The 17,952-nt window shown below is 68.7% G+C and carries 16 protein-coding genes and 1 pseudogene; 10 read left to right on the top strand and 7 right to left on the bottom strand.

What is annotated here, in order from left to right; all coding sequences use genetic code 11:
• Nucleotides 1-36 precede the first annotated feature (36 nt).
• The 7 genes from FVP33_RS11950 to FVP33_RS11920 are packed head-to-tail and all read left to right on the top strand — an operon-like array spanning nucleotide 37 to nucleotide 7,742.
• Nucleotides 37-978: a glycine betaine ABC transporter substrate-binding protein gene (locus FVP33_RS11950; RefSeq protein ID WP_147783892.1), complete on the top strand. Its 942-nt coding sequence runs from the start codon at nucleotides 37-39 to the stop codon at nucleotides 976-978.
• Complete coding sequence (gene fae, locus FVP33_RS11945) at nucleotides 979-1,488, top strand: formaldehyde-activating enzyme (protein WP_147783891.1); 510 nt, start codon at nucleotides 979-981, stop codon at nucleotides 1,486-1,488.
• A gap of 24 nt (nucleotides 1,489-1,512) precedes the next feature.
• Complete coding sequence (locus FVP33_RS11940; protein ID WP_147783890.1) at nucleotides 1,513-2,616, top strand: mandelate racemase/muconate lactonizing enzyme family protein; 1,104 nt, start codon at nucleotides 1,513-1,515, stop codon at nucleotides 2,614-2,616.
• Entirely contained in the window at nucleotides 2,613-4,118 is a 1,506-nt protein-coding gene (locus tag FVP33_RS11935; RefSeq protein WP_147783889.1) for an aldehyde dehydrogenase, read from the top strand. The genes FVP33_RS11940 and FVP33_RS11935 overlap by 4 nt, the downstream gene beginning before the upstream one ends.
• Entirely contained in the window at nucleotides 4,115-5,062 is a 948-nt protein-coding gene (locus FVP33_RS11930) for an NAD(P)-dependent oxidoreductase (protein ID WP_342779867.1), read from the top strand. Before FVP33_RS11935 ends, FVP33_RS11930 begins: the two co-directional genes overlap by 4 nt.
• Entirely contained in the window at nucleotides 5,059-6,261 is a 1,203-nt protein-coding gene (locus FVP33_RS11925) for an iron-containing alcohol dehydrogenase family protein (protein ID WP_147783887.1), read from the top strand. Before FVP33_RS11930 ends, FVP33_RS11925 begins: the two co-directional genes overlap by 4 nt.
• Nucleotides 6,258-7,742 (top strand): NAD-dependent succinate-semialdehyde dehydrogenase, encoded by a 1,485-nt coding sequence (locus FVP33_RS11920; RefSeq protein ID WP_147783886.1) that lies wholly within the window; start codon nucleotides 6,258-6,260, stop codon nucleotides 7,740-7,742. The genes FVP33_RS11925 and FVP33_RS11920 overlap by 4 nt, the downstream gene beginning before the upstream one ends.
• A 10-nt stretch (nucleotides 7,743-7,752) precedes the next feature.
• On the opposite strand, the gene FVP33_RS11915 is transcribed toward FVP33_RS11920, so the two are convergent.
• The 6 genes from FVP33_RS11915 to FVP33_RS11890 form a co-directional block, all read right to left on the bottom strand.
• Entirely contained in the window at nucleotides 7,753-8,265 is a 513-nt protein-coding gene (locus tag FVP33_RS11915; RefSeq protein ID WP_147783885.1) for a gamma carbonic anhydrase family protein, read from the bottom strand.
• Nucleotides 8,266-8,357: 92 nt separating this feature from the next.
• Nucleotides 8,358-9,350, bottom strand: a complete 993-nt coding sequence (locus FVP33_RS11910; RefSeq protein WP_147783884.1) for an aldo/keto reductase — start codon at nucleotides 9,348-9,350, stop codon at nucleotides 8,358-8,360.
• 37 nt (nucleotides 9,351-9,387) lie between these two features.
• The gene (locus tag FVP33_RS11905; protein ID WP_147783883.1) at nucleotides 9,388-10,761 is read right to left on the bottom strand and encodes an NAD(P)(+) transhydrogenase (Re/Si-specific) subunit beta; all 1,374 of its coding nucleotides are present in this window, start codon (nucleotides 10,759-10,761) and stop codon (nucleotides 9,388-9,390) included.
• Nucleotides 10,758-11,102 carry an NAD(P) transhydrogenase subunit alpha part 2 gene (locus FVP33_RS11900; RefSeq protein ID WP_147783882.1) on the bottom strand — a complete coding sequence of 115 codons (345 nt, stop codon included), beginning with the start codon at nucleotides 11,100-11,102 and terminating at the stop codon, nucleotides 10,758-10,760. Before FVP33_RS11900 ends, FVP33_RS11905 begins: the two co-directional genes overlap by 4 nt.
• Nucleotides 11,099-12,271 (bottom strand): Re/Si-specific NAD(P)(+) transhydrogenase subunit alpha, encoded by a 1,173-nt coding sequence (locus FVP33_RS11895; RefSeq protein WP_147783881.1) that lies wholly within the window; start codon nucleotides 12,269-12,271, stop codon nucleotides 11,099-11,101. Before FVP33_RS11895 ends, FVP33_RS11900 begins: the two co-directional genes overlap by 4 nt.
• Nucleotides 12,272-12,366: 95 nt before the next feature.
• Nucleotides 12,367-13,248, bottom strand: coding sequence for an LLM class flavin-dependent oxidoreductase (locus tag FVP33_RS11890; RefSeq protein WP_147783880.1), 882 nt, complete (start codon nucleotides 13,246-13,248; stop codon nucleotides 12,367-12,369).
• Between the two features lie 94 nt (nucleotides 13,249-13,342).
• Here FVP33_RS11890 and ffh point away from each other — a divergent pair, with 94 nt between their 5' ends.
• Complete coding sequence (gene ffh / locus FVP33_RS11885; protein WP_147783879.1) at nucleotides 13,343-14,941, top strand: signal recognition particle protein; 1,599 nt, start codon at nucleotides 13,343-13,345, stop codon at nucleotides 14,939-14,941.
• Here the strand turns inward: ffh and FVP33_RS11880 are convergent.
• Nucleotides 14,938-15,627, bottom strand: a complete 690-nt coding sequence (locus FVP33_RS11880; protein ID WP_147783878.1) for an SGNH/GDSL hydrolase family protein — start codon at nucleotides 15,625-15,627, stop codon at nucleotides 14,938-14,940. The two genes, ffh and FVP33_RS11880, sit on opposite strands and share 4 nt — an antisense overlap.
• Before the next feature lie 110 nt (nucleotides 15,628-15,737).
• On the opposite strand from FVP33_RS11880, the pseudogene FVP33_RS11875 reads away from it, so the two are divergent.
• Both FVP33_RS11875 and FVP33_RS11870 read left to right on the top strand, forming a co-directional pair.
• A pseudogene (locus FVP33_RS11875) lies at nucleotides 15,738-16,471 on the top strand (LLM class flavin-dependent oxidoreductase).
• A gap of 435 nt (nucleotides 16,472-16,906) precedes the next feature.
• Nucleotides 16,907-17,854: a DMT family transporter gene (locus FVP33_RS11870; protein ID WP_147783877.1), complete on the top strand. Its 948-nt coding sequence runs from the start codon at nucleotides 16,907-16,909 to the stop codon at nucleotides 17,852-17,854.
• The last annotated feature ends 98 nt before the right edge of the window (nucleotides 17,855-17,952 follow it).

Below are 17,952 nucleotides of genomic sequence, written 5' to 3'. Positions count from 1 at the left end.
GCACAGCACCCACCCATCACCGCACAAGGAGAAACAATGAACAAACGCACCACCACGTCGCTGCTGGCCCTCGCGGCCGTCGGCGTGCTCGCGCTCAGCGCGTGCTCGGGCGCCGGAAGCACGACGAAGTCGTCTGGCAAGGGCACCGAGGTCGCCGGCCTCACCGGCACGATCGGGGCGAAGGACTTCTCCGAGCAGTTCATCCTCGCCTATCTCACGAGCGACCTGCTCAACGCCCACGGCGCCAAGACCACGGCGAACATCAAGGTCGTCGGCTCGGCGAACGTTCGGGCGGCGCTCGAGAGTGACAACTTCATGGGCTACTGGGAGTACACGGGCACATCCTGGATCACGTACAACAAGAACACCGCTCCCGTGAAGGGCGAAGCCGCCCAGTTCGCGGCGACGAAGACCGCCGACGCGAAGAATGGCATCGCCTGGATCGATCCGGCTCCTCTCAACAACACGTACGCGTTCGCGATCCGCTCCGACAAGGCGAAGAAGCTTGGGGTGAAGTCCCTGAGCGACATCGCCAAGCTCCCGGTCAAGGAGCAGACGTTCTGCATCGAGAGCGAGTTCTCGACCCGCGATGACGGATGGCCGGGCCTCAAGAAGGCATACGGCATCGACGTTCCGGATTCCAACGTGGCGCTGCTCGACACCGGGGTGATCTACACCGCCACCCAGAAGGGCACGGACTGCAACTTCGGCGAGGTCTTCCAGACCGACGGCCGCATCAAGGCCCTCGACCTGACGGTGATGAAGGACGACAAGGAGTTCTTCCCTGTATACCAGGGAGCGTTCACGGTCAAGAAGGCCACGCTGGACAAATACCCGGGAATCGCCAAGGTCATCGCGCTGATGGCCCCGAAGCTCACGACCACCGAGATGCAGACGCTCAACGCGCAGGCGGATGTCGACGGCGACGACCCGAAGACGATCGCCCACGACTGGCTCGTGAAGCAGGGACTGATCTAGATGACCCAGGCCCTTCAGATTGGTGAGAGTTTTGACGGGGACGGCGTCAACGCCGCCCATGTCAACACCGTTTTCGGTCACCGCGAGGGGCCGGCGGGGGTGGCGTGGGCCTCGGCCCTCGCCACCCCGAGCCAGGGGCACGTGCCCTTCGTGGCCGTGCTGCGGCCGTCCTTGCCCGTCAAGCCGCTCACCCTCTTCGTGACCAAGGCGGCCCCGGCCGGCGACGGCCACGGGCTCCTGATCTGGGGGCCGGCGCAGGCCGGAATCGCCGCCGGTGTCGCGGACGCGCTCGCGGATGGCGTGATCTCCGTCGACGAGGCGGACAGCCATGTGATCATCGCCGCCGTATGGGTGAACCCTGCAGCGGATGACGCCGAGGCCGTGTTCGCCAACAACCGCCTCTCAGTGCGCACGGCGCTCGAAAACGGCGCCAGGTCACTCCCGAGCACCGAGGAGGTGATCGCGGCGCGTAACTCGCCGTCGAACCCCTTCTTCACACCGCGGGCCTAGTCCACACCGATCAGGAAGTCACGAATGAAGATCACCGCCATCCGGCTCACGCGGCTGAGCCTGCCGCTCGACCCGCCGTTCCACGCGGCGTGGGACCCTGAACCGCGACGCGACTTTCCGGCCACGCTCGTGGAGGTGGAGACCGACAGTGGTCTCGTGGGCGTCGGTTCCGGCGACACGATGGACGGATTCGAGGCGTACGAGCACCTGTTCCTCGGCACCGACCCGATGCAGATCCTCAACCAGGTTCGACGCATCGAGACGATCAACTTCCATGGAGGCCGATACTGGCCGCTCGAGTCGGCTCTCTGGGACATCATCGGCCAGGTGGCCGGTCTGCCCGTGAGCGTTCTGTTCGGCGGGGCGCGGGACAGACTCGTCAGCTACGCGTCGAGCGGTGAGCTCAAGTCGCCGGAGGCTCGGGCGGAGTCCGCCCTCGCGGCCCGGGAGCGTGGCTTCAAGGCGATGAAGATTCGAATCGCGCGGCACAACATCGACGAGGGGATCGCCGCCGTGAGGGCCGCACGAGAGGCTGTCGGGCCGGACTTCGACCTCATGGTCGACCTCAATCAGATGTGGCGGATGAGTGGGGACATCGAGGCCGCGCTGCCGCTCGCGCGGGTTCAGGCGATCGCCGCCCAGCTGATGGAATTGGGCGTGTTGTGGCTCGAGGAACCGCTGCCCCAGGCCGATGTCGTTGGCGCGCGCCGGGTACGTGCCCAGACCGGCATCCAGATCTCCGGAGGCGAGATGGTGCGTAGCATGCCGGAGCTGGCCGCCCTGATCGAGGCGGACGCCTACGACATCTACCAGCCGGATGTCGTGCTCGCCGTCGGCATGTATCGCGCCCGCCAGGTCGCCGAATCGGCCAACCTCAGGCACCGACTGTTCACCCCGCACACCTGGAGCAACGGACTCGGTCTGCTGGCGAACCTGCACGTGGCGGCTGGTGTCGATGCCGGCCCGTATCTCGAGTTTCCGTATGATCCGCCGGGATGGACACCCGAGCGCCGTGACTTCTTCATGGAGCCGCTGGACATCGACGGCGAGGGTAATCTCGTGGTTCCGACGGCACCGGGACTCGGCGCCACCATCGATTGGGATGCAGTGAAGAGGTTCACGATATGACGAACTGGGCTGGCCGCGCGGCGGCGCTCACCCCCGAGAACCGGCTGTTCATCGACGGCGAGTTCCGCCCGTCCATCGACGGCGCGACCTTCGACACGATCTCACCGCGCGACGGTTCGCTCATCACGAGCGTGAGCGCCGCGGGCGAGGCCGACGTGGATGCGGCGGTGCGCGCGGCCGCCAGGGCCTTCGACTCCGGGGTGTGGTCGCGAGCCGACCGTCGGGAGCGTCAGCGCGTGCTCTTGCGGCTCAGCGAACTCATGCTCGAGAACCTCGATGAGCTCGCCCTTCTCGAGGCGATGGACTCGGGGCATCCCATCGGCGACTCGCGACGGGTCGACGTGCCGAACGCCGCCCGCACCGTGCGCTGGTATGCCGAGGCGATCGACAAGATCTACGACGAGGTCGCTCCGGCCCCCCAGAGTGCCCTCGCTCTCGTGACACGGGAGCCGCTCGGCGTGATCGGGGCGGTCGTCCCCTGGAACTACCCATTGATCATCACGGCGTGGAAGGTCGCGCCCGCGCTCGCCGCCGGCAATTCCGTCGTGCTCAAGCCGGCGGAGCTCACGAGCCTCTCGGCCCTCAAACTCGCGGAGCTCGCCGCCGAGGCGGGGATCCCGCCCGGGGTGTTCAACGTGGTTTCCGGCCTCGGCGCGGTCGCCGGCCAGGCACTCGGCCGCCACCACCTGGTGGACAAGATCACATTCACCGGCTCACCGGCTGTCGGCCGCCGTTTCCTCAGCTACGCCGGGGAGTCCAACGGCAAGCAGGTGGCGCTCGAGCTCGGCGGCAAGTCGCCCCAGGTGGTGCTCTCCGATGTGGAGGACATCGCGGCCTGCGCCTCGGCCGTCGCGTGGGGCATCTTTTACAACGCGGGGCAGACCTGCCACGGCGGCAGCCGCCTCATCGTGGACGAGCGGGTACACGATGAGCTGGTGGAGGAGGTGCGCCGGGTGGGTGACTCGCTCGTCCTCGGCGACCCTCTCGACGACGCGACCCAGATCGGCACGATCGCGAGCGCGACCCAGCTCGACCGCGTTCTCGAATACACCGAGGTCGCGCGCTCGGAAGGGGTCACGGTGCACGGCGGGCAGCGCGTGCGACCGGAGGGCCTGACCGAGGGCTTCTACGTGGAGCCAACGGTGTTCGTGGGGGTCGACAACGCGGGCCGCATCGGCCAGGAGGAGATCTTCGGTCCCGCGCTCGCTGTGAGCACGGTGCGCGGCGCGGCCGAGGCGGTGCGCGTGGCCAACCACAGCGCGTATGGCCTCGCGGCGAGTGTCTGGACGGCCAGCCTCACGACGGCCCACGCCGTGGCGCGCGACCTGCGCGCCGGAACCGTGTGGATCAACACCTACGACGTCGCCGACGTCATCACGCCGTTCGGCGGGTTCAAGAGTTCGGGCAGCGGCCGCGATCGGTCGCTGCACGCCTTCGACTCCTACACGGCGCTCAAGACCACCTGGATCAACCTGGGCGATTCGCCCCTGAACAACGATTGAGAACGCACGAACACATGAGTACCAACACTCCGACGCGCGTCGGCTTCATCGGCCTGGGAAACATGGGCTCCGGCATGACCCGAAACCTGCAGAAGGCGGGCTTCGACCTCGTGGTCAACGACATCCGGCGGGAATCGGCCGACGAGCTCGTCGCAGCCGGAGCCCTCTGGGCCGACACCCCGGCGGAGGTGGCGGCCCAGAGCGAGGTCGTCATCACCATGCTGCCGACACCGCGCCACGTGGAGACCGTGGTGTGCGACCCGACGATGGGCATCCTTGCCGGGATCGCCGACAACGGCACCTGGGTGGACATGTCCACCTCGGTGCCGGAACTCGCCCAGCGAGTCCGCTCTGACTACGCGGATCGCAACCTTCACATCCTCGACGCGCCGGTCAGCGGAATGTCGGTCGGGGCGGCGAATGGAATGCTGCAGATCTTCATCGGGGGAGAGTCGGATGACGTGGCCCGCCTGCGCCCGATCTTCGAGGCGATGGGCGACCCGGAGCGCATCCTGCACGTGGGTTCCGCCGGCACCGGCTACGCCGTGAAGCTCATGATCAATCAGCTCTGGTTCTCGCACCTGGTGGCGACGGCGGAGGTGCTCGCCATCGGAGTGCGTGCCGGCGTCGACCTCGGCGTGTTGCGCAATTCGCTCATCGCGAGCCCGGCCAACAGCAACTTCGTGCAGAACGACCTGCTGTCGATCCTCGACAACGGCGACTACGACGAGGGCTTCGCGATCGCTCTCGCGTGCAAGGACCTCGGCCTGTCGATCGATCTCGCCCGGGCCGTGGGGGCGCCGTCCGAACTCAGCGCCCTCGTTGAGCAGATCTACCGCCGGGCGAGAGCCCAGTACGGCGACCGCGCCGGTGAAATGACCCCGGTGAAACTCTACGAGGACCTTCTCGGCATCGAGTTTCGCGTTCAGAAGGAGTTCGCATGAAGACCATCGTCCCCACCGGTCTGGCCCCCCTGCCACGACCCCTCGCCGATATCGAACTTACGATAGACCAGAAGCCGATCGCCCACTTCGGTCGCGGCGCGGTGACGAGGGTGGGCCAGACCACTGCGGCAACCGGCGCGACGAGTGCCTTGGTCGTCACGGATCCGTTCCTCGCCTCATCCCCGATTGTGGCGAGCGTGCGCGAGTCGCTCGAATCGGCCGGACTCGTCGTGACGGTGTACGGGGGCGTGACGCCCAATCCGACCACGACCTGCGTCGACGAGGGAAGCGATCTCGCCGCCGCCGTCGGAGCGCAGGCCATCGTCGCCGTCGGAGGCGGGTCCTCAATGGATGCCGCCAAGGGAATATCCCTCGGCGCGGTCAACCCGGAGCGCGGCGTCGGCCTGGATTACACCACGACCTTCGTCCACCCCGCGCTCCCGATCGTCGCGATCCCCACCACCGCCGGCACCGGGGCGGAGGTGAATGCCTTCGGGGTGATCACCGACGTCGTGAGTCACCGTAAGTTCTACGTCGGACACAATAGCGCCCTTGCCAGGGCCGCCATCCTCGACCCGGACCTCACGGTGGGCCTGCCCGCCGGGGCCACCGCAGCCACCGGCATGGACGCCCTCACCCACTCCCTCGAGTCCTACCTTTCGGTGCGCGCGAACCCGTACAGCGACGGACTCGCCCTCCAGGTGATCTCCACGGTGGCCGAGTACCTCCCGCGGGCCGTCGATGACGGTTCGGACATCGAGGCCCGTGCCGAACTGCTGCTTGCGAGCCACATCGCCGGCGTCGGGTTCTCGCACACGGGTCTCGGGCTCGTGCACGGCATCGCGCATCCCCTGGGCGGCCAGTTCAACATCCCGCACGGGCTCGCCCTGTGCATCGTGATCGAGAGCGTGCTGCGGTTCAACCTGCCGGCGCGGGTGGAGCGCATCGCCCGGGTCGCCTTCGCCCTCGGGGTGGGGGACACCGCTGCTTCCCAGGAGGAGAACGCCGAGTCGGCGATCAGGGCGATCGCCGCGCTCGCGGCTCGTGTGGGCATGACCGGCCCGCTCTCCTCGTTCGGGGTGACTCCCGAGGCTCTTCCGTCTCTCGCCGCCGACACGATCGCCGACTCCGTGACGGTCAACAACCCCATCCAGCCCACCGCCGACGACGTCGTGCGCATCCTCAAGGAGTCATTGTGATCATCACGACGACGATCGAGAAGTCCCTGCTCGCGCGCATTCCGACGGGCCTGTTCATCGGTGGGGCATGGCGCCCGGCCGCCGACGGCGGCACCTTCGAGGTGCACGACCCGTCCACCGGCGAGGTTCTCCTGGCCATTGCCGATGCGACCCCGGCCGACGGTGCCGCGGCTCTCGACGCGGCGGCAGCCGCTCAGCGCGGCTGGGCGAAGACGGCGCCTCGGGTGCGAGCGGAGATCCTGCGCAGGGCCTTCGAACTCCTCACGACGCGCGCCGACGACTTCGCCCTGCTCATGACGCTCGAGATGGGCAAACCGATCGCCGAGGCCCGCGGCGAGGTGGCGTACGGTGCGGAGTTCCTGCGCTGGTTCTCCGAGGAGACCGCGCGCGTCTCCGGTCGGTTCTCGACCTCCCCGGACGGCAACAGCCGCCTGCTCGTCACCAAGCGTCCGGTCGGACCATGCCTGTTCATCACCCCGTGGAACTTTCCCCTGGCCATGGCCACACGCAAGATCGCGCCGGCGATCGCGGCGGGCTGCACCATGGTGTTGAAGCCCGCCGCCCTCACGCCGCTCACCGCCCTCTTCTTCGCTCAGCTTTTGCAAGAGGCCGGCCTCCCGGAGGGCGTGCTCAACGTCGTCCAGACCACACGGGCCGGCGCGGTGACGGCGCCTCTCATCAAGGATCCGCGCCTGCGCAAGCTCTCGTTCACCGGGTCGACCGAGGTGGGGCGGCGCCTCATCGCGGATGCCGCCGACCAGGTTCTTCGAGTCTCGATGGAGCTCGGCGGCAACGCCCCGTTCCTCGTCTTCGACGACGCGGACGTGGACAAGGCCGTCGACGGCGCGATGATCGCCAAGATGCGCAACGGCGGAGAGGCCTGCACCGCGGCCAACCGCATCCTCGTTCACGAGTCGGTGGCCGACGAGTTCACAGCCAGGCTCGTCGAACGGATGCGGGCCCACACCGTCGCCCGCGGCACCGAGCCGGAGTCCAAGATCGGGCCGCTCGTTGACGAGGCAACCCGGGCGAAGGTGCACGAACTCGTCACCGCCTCGGTGGAGGCGGGCGCGACGCTCGCCCTCGGCGGCAGGGCCGTCGACGGGGCCGGGTACTTCTACGAACCGACAGTGCTCACCAACGTTCCGGCGCACGCCAGGATCATGCACGAGGAGGTCTTCGGACCCGTTGCACCGATCACGACTTTCACGACGGAGTCCGACGCCATTCGGCTCGCCAACGACACCGAGTTCGGCCTCGTTGCGTACGCCTACACACGGGATCTCAACCGAACCCTTCGCCTCGCAGAGGAACTCGAGGTGGGCATGCTCGGCATCAACACGGGCATCGTCTCGAATCCGGCCGCGCCGTTCGGCGGCGTCAAGCAGTCCGGGCTCGGCCGCGAGGGAGGCCTTGAGGGAATCGAAGAGTACCTGGAGACGCGATACGTAGGAATCGCGGACCCGTTCGCCGACGCCTGAGCGGTGCCGGTCAGATCGCGGCGTGCCGCCGGCTGAGCTCCACATAGTGTGTGGCGTTGGCGGTGACCCCGATCCGCTCCTCCGCGGTCAGCTCGCGGCGCACCTTCGCCGGTACCCCGGCCACGAGGGACCCCGGCGGCACGATGGTGCCCTCGAGCACGACGGCGCCCGCCGCCACGAGGGAACCGGCGCCGATGACGGCGCCGTTGAGCACCGTCGCGCTCATGCCGATGAGGCAGTCGTCCTCCACGGTGCAGCCGTGCAGCACCGCCGAGTGACCGACGCTCACTCGGGCGCCGACAGTGGTGGGGATGCCCGTGTCGCAGTGCACGGAGACGTTGTCCTGGATGTTGCTGCCCGCGCCGATCGAGATGGTGTCGGTGTCGCCGCGCAGCACCGATCCATAGAAGACGCTCGCGTCGTCGGCGATGGTGACGCGACCGATGAGCGTGGCATTCGGGGCGACCCAGGCGGTGTCGGAAACTGCGGGAGTGTGTCCGTCGAAGTCGAGAATGAGTGACATCCGTTCAGGCTATCGCGGCGAGCATCCGCGCTCACGATCCCTGACTGCCCGACTCCTAATCTCCTGCGTTTTCGGGTGTGGCCGAGGGCCGCTCAGGCGAACAGCGCGCCCACCTGCTCCGCGAGGGCGTCGTCGAAGTCCAGCGCCGCCGCCTCCGTCACGGCGTCCCACTGCGCGGTGCGCCTGGGCGAGACGATCGTCGCCGTGACGAGCGGATGCCGGCGCAGCCAGCCGAGGGCGAGGCCGGCGATGCTCACCTCGCGTTCGCGGGCGAGAGGCTCGAGGGCGGCGACCGCGGCCAGGTTCGGCAGGGTGAACGCGTCGCCGTACATCGCGGGGGCGAGCGCGAGCCGGCTTCCGGCGGCGGGCTCCGGGAGCGTCTCCAGGTCGGCTCCGAGGAACCGGTTCGACAGGATGCCGCCGGCGAGCGGCGAGTACGCCACGAAGCCGAGTCCCTCCTCCGCGAGCAGCGGCAGCAGGTCCCGCTCGACCCCGCGCGACAGCAGGCTGAGGCCGTTCTGCATCCAGCCAGGGCGGGGGAGCCCCGCACGGTCGGCGGCGAGCAGCCAGGCCTCCACCTGGCGCACCGAGAGGTTCGAGCATCCGTAGGCCCGGATCTGCTCGGTGTCGATGGCCGCGGCGAACGCGGTGATGGTCTCCTCGAGCGGCGTTGACGGGTCGACGCCGTGCGTGACGTACAGGTCGACGGTGCCGAGCCTCGAGCGGCTGAGCGCGAGCTGGCGGGCGATGTGGTCGGCGGAGAGCGAGATGGTCTCCTGGCCGCGCTCCACGACGTTTCCGACCTTGGTCGAGACGAGCACGTCGTCCCGCTCGCGTTCCTCCCGCCAGCGGCCGATCACCCGTTCGCTCTCGCCGCCCGCGAAACTGTTGGCCGTGTCGAGCACCCGGATGCCCACCTCGTACGCCTCGTCGAGCCGCTCGAGCGCCTCGTCGGTGGCCATCCCGAGCCCGATCCGCGACGGGGCCGAGCCGATCCCGCCGATCGCGGCGCCGCCGAAGAAGAACTCGGTTACGGCAATCCCGGTCGAGCCGAGGGTAACTGAACGAATCGCGGTGTCGGCCATCCCTGCAGCCTAGGCGCCGAGCCGGGTCGCTGCCGGTTCAGAGGGCCTTGACGGCGCCGAGGATCCTGGTCAGCGATTCCTTGGCGTCGCCGAACAGCAGGGTCGTCTGCGACTCGTAGAGCAACTCGTTCTCGATTCCCGCAAATCCGGGGCGCATCGACCGCTTGAGGAAGACCACCTGCCTGGCCTCGGAGACGTTGAGGATCGGCATCCCGTAGATCGGCGAGCCCGGGCTGGTCTTCGCGGCGGGGTTGACGACGTCGTTGGCGCCGACGACGAGCACGACGTCGGTGGTCTTGAACTGCGGATTCACCTCGTCCATCTCCCGAAGCACTTCGTACGACACGTTCGCCTCGGCGAGAAGAACGTTCATGTGCCCCGGCATGCGACCGGCCACCGGGTGGATGCCGAAGACGACCTCGATGCCCTTTTCCCCGAGCACGGTCGCGAGCTCGGCCATGGTGTGCTGCGCCTGGGCGACCGCGAGCCCGTAGCCGGGCACCACGACCACCCGTTGCGCGTATCCCAGCAGGATCGCGACATCCTCGGCGGACACCGAGCGCACCGGACGCTCGGAGATCATCGTCGACCCGGCGGTCGAGCCGCCCTTGAACGCGCCGAAGATGATCCCGCTGACGCTGCGTCCCATCGCCGCCGCCATGGCCCTGGTCAGGATGGTGCCGCTCGCCCCCACCAGGGTGCCGGCCACGAGCAGCAGCACGTTGCCGAGCACGAGGCCGGATGCCGCGACCGCGAGTCCGGTGAACGCGTTGAGGAGCGAGATCACGATCGGCACATCCGCACCGCCCACGGGAAGCACCAGCAGCAAGCCGCTGAGCAGTCCAAGGCCGAGGAGGAGCAGCGCGGGAAGGAGAGACCCGGTCGCCACCACGAAGCCGCCCGACGTGACGGCGCCGGCGAGCACGAGGATCATGACCCAGCGTTGCCCGGGGAAGATGAGGGGCCTGGTCGAGATGAGTTCCTGGAGCTTGGCGAAGGTGACCGCCGAACCGGCAAAGGAGACCGCGCCGATCAGAATCGTGAAGGCGATCGCCAGGCCCGACCAGGGGGATTCGGCGTGGGCGAGTTCGAGAATCGCCACGATCGCCGCGGCGCCGCCGCCCACGCCGTTGAAGAGGGCCACCAGCTGGGGCATCTGCGTCATCTTCACCCGGCGCGAGACCGGGGCCGCGATCGCGGAGCCGACGAGGATCGCCGCGATGATCCACGGAAGATTGTCGAGACGAACCGAGAGGAACACCGTGGCCACGGCGATCACGGCGCCGGCGGCACCGATCAGGTTGCCGCGCCTGGCCGTTCTGGGCGAACTGAGCCCCTTGAGGGCGAGGATGAAGCAGACCGCGGCGAGCAGGTAGAGTCCGGCGGTCCATTCGGCCGTGAGCGCAGTCACAGGGCGTCCCTCTCGGTGCGGGACGACGGCCGTTTCGGGCCGGACGGCCGTCTCCGAGGGGGGGCCGCGCGTCCGCCGAACATGCTGAGCATCCGGTCCGTCACGACGAATCCGCCGACGAGGTTGATGGTGGCGAGAAGCACGGCGACGAGAGCCGTGACGAGCAGCCAGGGCTCGGAGGCGGAGCCCGCCACGATGATCGCGCCGACGAGGATGATGCCGTGGATGGCGTTCGCCCCGGACATGAGCGGGGTGTGCAGGGTGCTCGACACCTTCGAGACGACCTCGAAGCCGATGAACACCGCCAGCACGAACACGGTCAGGAGGGTGATGGCATTCATCGCAGGAGTCCCGTCTCGAGTGTCCCCGCGCTCGGCGACATCGCCTCGAGCGTCGGCTGGTGGGTCACGATCCCGTCGTGGGTGAGGCAGGCGCCACCCACGACCTCGTCGGTGAAGTCGGGCACGACCTCGCCGTCGACGGTCATCAGGGCGAGGAGGTTCGAGACGTTCTTCGCGTAGAGCCTCGAGGCGTCGTACGGCATCGCGGAGGCGACGTCCTTCATGCCGACGAGCGTGATCGTGCCTCGGTCGCCGTCGAGGGGGATCGGGATGTCGGATCCCGGCACGCTTCCCTCGACGTTTCCGCCGGACTCCGCGGCGAGGTCGATCACGACCGATCCGGAGCGCATGCCCCGCAGCATGTCGGAGCCGACGAGCCGCGGCGCCGGCTTGCCGGGGATCGCCGCCGTGGTGATCACGACATCCGCGGCCTCGATGTGGGGCCGGAGGAGCTCGCGCTGGCGGGCGGCCCGGTCCTCGGCGAGCTCGGTCGCGTAGCCGCCTGCGCCGTCGGCGGTGTCCACGTCGAGACTGATGAAGGTCGCGCCCATCGACGCGACCTCGTCGGCGGATGCCGCGCGCACGTCGTACGCGGACACGCGGGCACCGAGGCGTTTCGCCGTGGCGATCGCCTGGAGGCCGGCGACTCCGGCGCCGAGCACGAGCACCCTGGCCGGCGGGATCGTCCCGGCCGCCGTCATGTAGAGGGGGAAGAAGCGGGGCAGCCGCATCGCCGCCTCGAGCACGCAGCGGTAGCCGGCCACGAGGGCCTGCGAGGTGAGGGCGTCCATGGACTGGGCCCGGGAGAGCCGCGGCACCAGCTCCAGCGCGAACGACGTGATCCCGGCATCCCTCAGGGCCGCGACGACGGGGAGGTTCGCCGCGGGGGCGGCGAGGCCGACCGTGATCGTGCCCGGGGCGAGCCGGGCGACGGTGCCCGCATCGAGCGGTCGAACGTGGGTGAGAACGTCGCAGCGCTCAATATCGAGGGTGTCGACGAGCCGGGCGCCGGCCTTCGCGTACTCGCCGTCCGGGTAGCCCGCCGCGGCACCAGCTCCCCGCTCGACCGATACGTCGAGGCCCGTGGCGACGAGTTGGACCACGGATTCGGGAGTGGCCGCGACCCGGCGTTCCCCTGGCTCGATCTCGCGCCGAACACCGATGTTCATCTGACTCCCTGTGGGCCCTCGCGAGCGACCTCTGTCAACGTATCGCCAACGTATCGCTTCCAAGCGGAAAATCCCGGTTACACCGCCGCGGATCGTCAGCGGAGGGAGTCGAGCCGGCCGGCCACCTCTTCGAGCACCGAGACCGATCCGGCATAGATGCCGTCGCGCCGCGGCCAGTGCGAGATGACGTCGGTGAAGCCCAGCCCGGCCGCCCGCCCGACGAGATCCTCGAACGCGCCCACGCTCTCCAGAGAGAACCGCCCGCCGGAGTCGAGCGAGAGGTGCCTGTCGATGGTTGCCGGGTCGCGTCCGGCGGTCGCCGCCGCGTCGTCGAGGCGGGTGACGAGCGACTGGACGGAGGCCCACCACTCCTCGCCGGTGGCGCCCTCCTTGCCGGTGCTCACCCAGCCCTGCCCGTAGCGGGCGACGACCCCGAGGCCGCGGGGCCCGTTCGCGGCGATCACGAACGGCACGCGGGGCTGCTGGGCGGGCACCCCCACCATGCGCGCCTCGTGGGCGGTGAACCACTCGCCGGCGAAGGAGATCGGCCCATGCTGCTCGAAGCGCAGCAGCCCGTCGAGCTGCTGCACGAATTCGGCGAACCGCTCGTGTCGCTCCCGGGCCGAGAGCTCCGGCTGGCCGAGCACGAAGGCGTCGAAGCCCGTGCCTCCCGAGCCGATCCCGAGAAGGAACCGGCCGCCGGAGACGTCGTCGACCGTCGCGACATCCTTGGCGAACGTGACCGGATGCCGGAAGTTGGGGGACGAGACGAAGGTGCCCAGGCGGATCCGGGTCGTCACCGTCGCCGCCGCGGTGAGGGTGGGGATGGTCGCGCCCCACGGCTGGTCGGCGAGGGTGCGCCAGGACAGGTGGTCGTAGGTCCAGGCGTGGTCGAATCCCAGGTTCTCCGCCGCCGCCCAGGTGTAGCGGGCCTTCGCCCACGGTTCCTGGGGCAGGATCACGATTCCGAAGCGCATGGGCCCAGCCTAGGAGCGCGAACTGCGCGGGGCGAGGCGCACCGGATGACACGCACGGCGAGAGCGGTCGCGGTCGGGTTAAACTGGGGGCACCATGGCCACCTTTGGAAATCTCACCGATCGACTCGTCGACACCTTCAAGAACCTTCGCGGCAAGGGCAAGCTCAGCGCGGCGGATGTGGACGGCACCGTCCGCGAGATCCGCCGGGCGCTGCTCGACGCCGACGTCGCCCTCGAGGTGGTGAAGGACTTCACTGCCCGAGTGCGCGAACGGGCGATGGGCGACGAGGTCTCCAAGGCGCTCAATCCCGCCCAGCAGGTGGTGCAGATCGTCAACGACGAGCTCGTGACGATCCTCGGCGGCGAGGCCCGCCGCATCCAGTTCGCCAAGAATCCGCCGACCGTGATCATGCTCGCCGGCCTCCAGGGCGCGGGAAAGACAACCCTCGCCGGCAAGCTCGCGAAGTGGCTCGCCGCTCAGAACCACACCCCGCTGCTGGTCGCCGCCGACCTCCAGCGCCCCAACGCGGTCACCCAGCTGAAGGTCGTCGGCGAGCAGGCCGGCGTCGCCGTGTTCGCGCCGGAACCCGGAAACGTCGGCGCGGAGGATGCCGCCCCCAAGTCGTTCTTCGGCGGAGGCGGCGGCAACCCGGTGAAGGTGGCCAAGGACGGGATCAAGTTCGCCAGGGACAAGCAGTACGACATCGTGATCGTGGACACCGCCGGCCGACTCGGCGTCGACGCCGAGCTGATGAAGCAGGCGTCGGACATCCGCAAGGCGATCGACCCGGACGAGGTGCTCTTCGTCATCGACGCCATGATCGGCCAGGACGCCGTCGCCACGGCGAAGGCGTTCCAGGAGGGTGTGGACTTCACCGGCGTCGTGCTCACCAAGCTCGACGGCGACGCCCGCGGTGGAGCGGCGCTGTCCGTGGCGTCCGTCACCGGCCGACCCATCATCTTCGCGTCCACCGGCGAGGGCCTCGACGACTTCGAGCCGTTCTATCCCGACCGCATGGCGAGCCGCATCCTCGACCTCGGCGACATCCTCACCCTCATCGAGCAGGCGCAGAAGAACTTCGACGAGGAGGAGTCGCGCAAGGTCGCGGAGAAGTTCCTCACCGACACTTTCACGCTCGAGGACTTCCTCGGCCAGATGCAGCAGCTCAAGAACATGGGCTCGATCAAGAGCATGCTCGGCATGCTGCCCGGGGCGAAGGGCATGCGCGAGCAGCTCGACAACTTCGACGAGTCGGAGATCACGCGCACCGAGGCGATCATCCAGTCCATGACGATCGCCGAGCGTCGCCAGCCGAAGGTGCTCAACGGTTCGAGGCGGGTGCGCATCGCGCGCGGCTCCGGCACGACCGTCACCGAGGTCAACGCGCTCGTCAACCGATTCGAGCAGGCCGCGAAGATGATGAAGACGGTGGCGAAGGGTGGGGTGCCCCAGGTGCCAGGCATGGGGCCGATCCCGGGCGCCAAGTTCGGCGGCGCGAAGAAGGTGCAGCAGAAGAAGGGCTCAAAGTCGGGCAACCCGGCCAAGCGCGCGGCGGAGAACGCCGCCCTCGCGGCCGGTGCCAAGCCGGCGACGGCCGCCGCGGGCTCCGGATTCGGCCTCGGCGGTGCCGGCAAGGCTGGCCCATCTGAGGAAGAGCTCGCGAGCCTGCAGAAGCTGCTCGGCCGCGGCTAGAGCTTCAGCTTCGCGCTGCGCACGGCACCGGCGATCGCCTTCGCGAGCTCCCGCTGGCCCTTCGCGGTGGGGTGCACGTCGTCGCTCTGCAGCCACGCGCGGTGGCCGGCGAGCGGCTGCCCGATGTCGAGGTACACGCCGCCCACTCCCTTCAGGGCCTGGCGCACCTGCTCATTGATGTCGTCCATCTGGTCGGGTGCTGCTGTGTCGTTCCAGACGGTGCTGATTCCGACGATCGTCGTCGTGGGGAGGGCGGCACGCAGCGCCGTCACGACCTGAATCGTCTGCTCCTGCAATTGGCTGTTGCTGATGCCCAGGTCGTTGCTGCTGCCCGAGATCAGGATGAGGGACGGTTTGGCAGCCACCGCCTCGGCGACCAGGCCGGAGAAATCGCCTCCGCAATCATCCGCGTCTCCCGCCTTCACGAAACCGGCGCCGTCGCAGGCGAGGTTGTCGAGTGACCACGCGTTGGTCTTGGCGAGCAGCGCCGGCCACGACTGGGCCGGAGTAAGTCCGTGGCCCTTCATGATCGAGTCCCCGATCGCCACGACGACGGGACTCGAATGGGCGGAGGTCGCTGCGCTGGTCGTGTTCGTGTCGAGGTCATCCGACGCGCATCCGCCCAGGGCGAGGGCAGCGACGAGTATCGCGGCAAGCGCGACGAATCGTGGCTGGCGCAGGGGCATGGTCGATAGGTTACGTCCCAGACCCTATGAGAACACCCCGAATGAGAACACTCGGAGTCGATCCGAGTCGGAGAAAGGCACCGGGCTCCCGGTCGTTCTAGGCTCGAGTCATGACCTCAGCACACAACCGTCCGGTGCGCCTCGGCGTGCAGATCGCCCCCCAACACGCCACGTACGAGAAGATCCGCGAGACCGCGGCCGAGCTTGAAGACCTCGGCGTCGACATCCTCTTCAATTGGGACCACTTCTACCCGCTGTCCGGCGACCCGGACGGCCTGCACTTCGAGTCCTGGACGATGCTCGCCGCCCTGGCCGAGCAGACCTCGCGGGTGCCCACATCAGCGCAAAGGGCACCGGAACCGGCCGGTTCATCTTCGGCACCGGGTCCGGCTGGTTCGAGAAGGACTACCTGGAATACGGCTACGAGTTCGGCACGGTCGGCAAGCGGCTCGATGCACTCGCGGAGGCCCTGCCGGTGATCGAGGCGCGGTGGGCGAAGCTCAACCCGGCGCCGACCCGGCACATCCCCGTGCTGATCGGCGGAGGCGGCGAGAAGAAGACCCTGCGGATCGTGGCGAAGCACGCGGACATCTGGCACTCGTTCAGCGACCCGGAGACTCTGGAGCGCAAGCTCGGCATCCTCGCGGAGCACGGATCGGAGGTGGGTCGCGACGTCTCGCAGATCGAGATCTCGACCGAGCTGCGCGGCCGCAACCACGATCAGGCCGACGAGCTTCACGCGCTCGGCACCAGCCTCTTCACCATCGGACTCTCCGGCCCCGCCTACGATCTCGCCCCGGTTCGCGACTGGCTGGCCTGGCGCGACGCGAAGAACGCCGGCTGACGGGAGCAGCGCCGCCGGCGCCCACGCGAGCAGCGCCCGCCGGCGCCCACGCGTTTCTCCGGAGGTTTGCGCCAGAATCGGGCTCTGAGTCCCGGTGCTGGGTTCCAGAAGGCGGTTTGTAGACAAACCTCCGGAGAAGCGCCGGCCTGCCGGAGGCTAAGCCCCGCAGCGACGAGGCGGCACCAGCCATCGGCGGCACGCGTTTCTCCGGAGGTTTCTCCGGAATCGCGCCCTGAGCACCAGTTTTTGGGTTCCAGATGGCGGATTGCGGACAAACCTCCGGAGAAGCGCTGGCCGACGGGAGACTCGGTTGGACGGGTGGTGCGCCGGGAGATGCGGATGCCGCGGCGGCGCTTAAGGGACAACCTTCGGGCAGAAACAGTCAGGTCCGTATTCCGCGAGAAGAATGGCGGTGGCGACGGTTAGCGTGGGCACATGACCACAACATCGGACCGTGTCAGCACTGCCGGCAGGCTCTCGACCCCGGTGTTCGCCGCGATCGTCGTGACCGTTCTCGCCTGGGCGAGCGCTTTCGTGGTGATCCGGGGCGTGGCGCCGCACTTCGGCGGGGGAGCGCTCGCGCTTCTGCGGCTGACCGTGGGCTCCATCCTGCTCTCTTCCCTGGTGATCGGGCGCCGCTGGGTCGCGCCGACACGACGCGAGTGGGTGCTCGTGATCGTCTTCGGCGTCGCGTGGTTCGGCGCCTACAACGTGGCGCTCAACATCGCCGAGCACAGCCTCGACGCGGGCACGACCGCGATGATCGTGAACATCGGCCCCATCCTCATCGCGCTCGGGGCGGGGATCTTCCTCGGCGAGGGCATCCCCAAGTGGCTCGCCATCGGAGCGGGGGTGGCGTTCTTCGGCGTCGTGCTGATCGGCCTCGGCACGGGAATCTCCGGCTTCGGCGACGGCACCGGAGTGCTCTGGTCCCTGCTCGCCGCCCTGACCTATGCCACCGGCGTGCTCTGTCAGAAGCCGCTGCTGCGCCGCATCCCCGCCCGCCAGACGACCTTCATGGGCTGCGTCATCGGCATGGTCGCCTGCACACCGTTCCTCGGCGAGCTCGTTCACGACCTCGGGCGCGCGCCGGTGGCGAGCATCCTCGGCGCCGTCTATCTCGGAGCGGTGCCCACGGCGCTCGCCTTCAGCACCTGGGCGTTCGCCCTGTCGAAGATGCCGGCCGGGCAGCTCGGCGTCACGACCTATGTCGTGCCGGCCATCGCTGTTTTGCTCGGCCTCGCGTTCTTCGGGGAGATCCCGGCGCCTCTCGCCATCGTCGGCGGCGTCATCTGCCTGGTCGGCGTGGCGCTCTCTCGCCGGAGGCCCCGCAGGGCGGCCCGCACGGGTTCTCGGGCGGCGGTTTCGCAGACTGGTTCCTGAACCGCTCGAAATCTGCAAGAATGATTAGTCGAGTCTTTGGCCGTCCGACCCTCTAATCAGTCGGCACCGACTCCCATCAGAGCTTTTCTGCCGAGTGT

It is taken from the genome of Lacisediminihabitans profunda (genome assembly GCF_008040105.1).
Lineage (GTDB): Bacteria > Actinomycetota > Actinomycetes > Actinomycetales > Microbacteriaceae > Lacisediminihabitans > Lacisediminihabitans profunda.
Note: the sequence above shows the minus strand (reverse complement) of the source record. Positions and strands in the feature narration are given on the sequence as shown.

Bases quoted from the DNA above. Each gene is read 5' to 3' on its own strand.
- FVP33_RS11940 (WP_147783890.1), top strand. From the start codon at position 1,513: ATGAAGATCACCGCCATCCGGCTCACGCGGCTGAGCCTGCCGCTCGAC.
- FVP33_RS11925 (WP_147783887.1), top strand. From the start codon at position 5,059: ATGAAGACCATCGTCCCCACCGGTCTGGCCCCCCTGCCACGACCCCTC.
- ffh (WP_147783879.1), top strand. From the start codon at position 13,343: ATGGCCACCTTTGGAAATCTCACCGATCGACTCGTCGACACCTTCAAG.
- FVP33_RS11935 (WP_147783889.1), top strand. From the start codon at position 2,613: ATGACGAACTGGGCTGGCCGCGCGGCGGCGCTCACCCCCGAGAACCGG.
- FVP33_RS11915 (WP_147783885.1), bottom strand. From the start codon at position 8,265: ATGTCACTCATTCTCGACTTCGACGGACACACTCCCGCAGTTTCCGAC.
- FVP33_RS11910 (WP_147783884.1), bottom strand. From the start codon at position 9,350: ATGGCCGACACCGCGATTCGTTCAGTTACCCTCGGCTCGACCGGGATT.
- FVP33_RS11890 (WP_147783880.1), bottom strand. From the start codon at position 13,248: ATGCGCTTCGGAATCGTGATCCTGCCCCAGGAACCGTGGGCGAAGGCC.
- fae (WP_147783891.1), top strand. From the start codon at position 979: ATGACCCAGGCCCTTCAGATTGGTGAGAGTTTTGACGGGGACGGCGTC.
- FVP33_RS11870 (WP_147783877.1), top strand. From the start codon at position 16,907: ATGACCACAACATCGGACCGTGTCAGCACTGCCGGCAGGCTCTCGACC.
- FVP33_RS11950 (WP_147783892.1), top strand. From the start codon at position 37: ATGAACAAACGCACCACCACGTCGCTGCTGGCCCTCGCGGCCGTCGGC.
- FVP33_RS11880 (WP_147783878.1), bottom strand. From the start codon at position 15,627: ATGCCCCTGCGCCAGCCACGATTCGTCGCGCTTGCCGCGATACTCGTC.
- FVP33_RS11900 (WP_147783882.1), bottom strand. From the start codon at position 11,102: ATGAATGCCATCACCCTCCTGACCGTGTTCGTGCTGGCGGTGTTCATC.
- FVP33_RS11895 (WP_147783881.1), bottom strand. From the start codon at position 12,271: ATGAACATCGGTGTTCGGCGCGAGATCGAGCCAGGGGAACGCCGGGTC.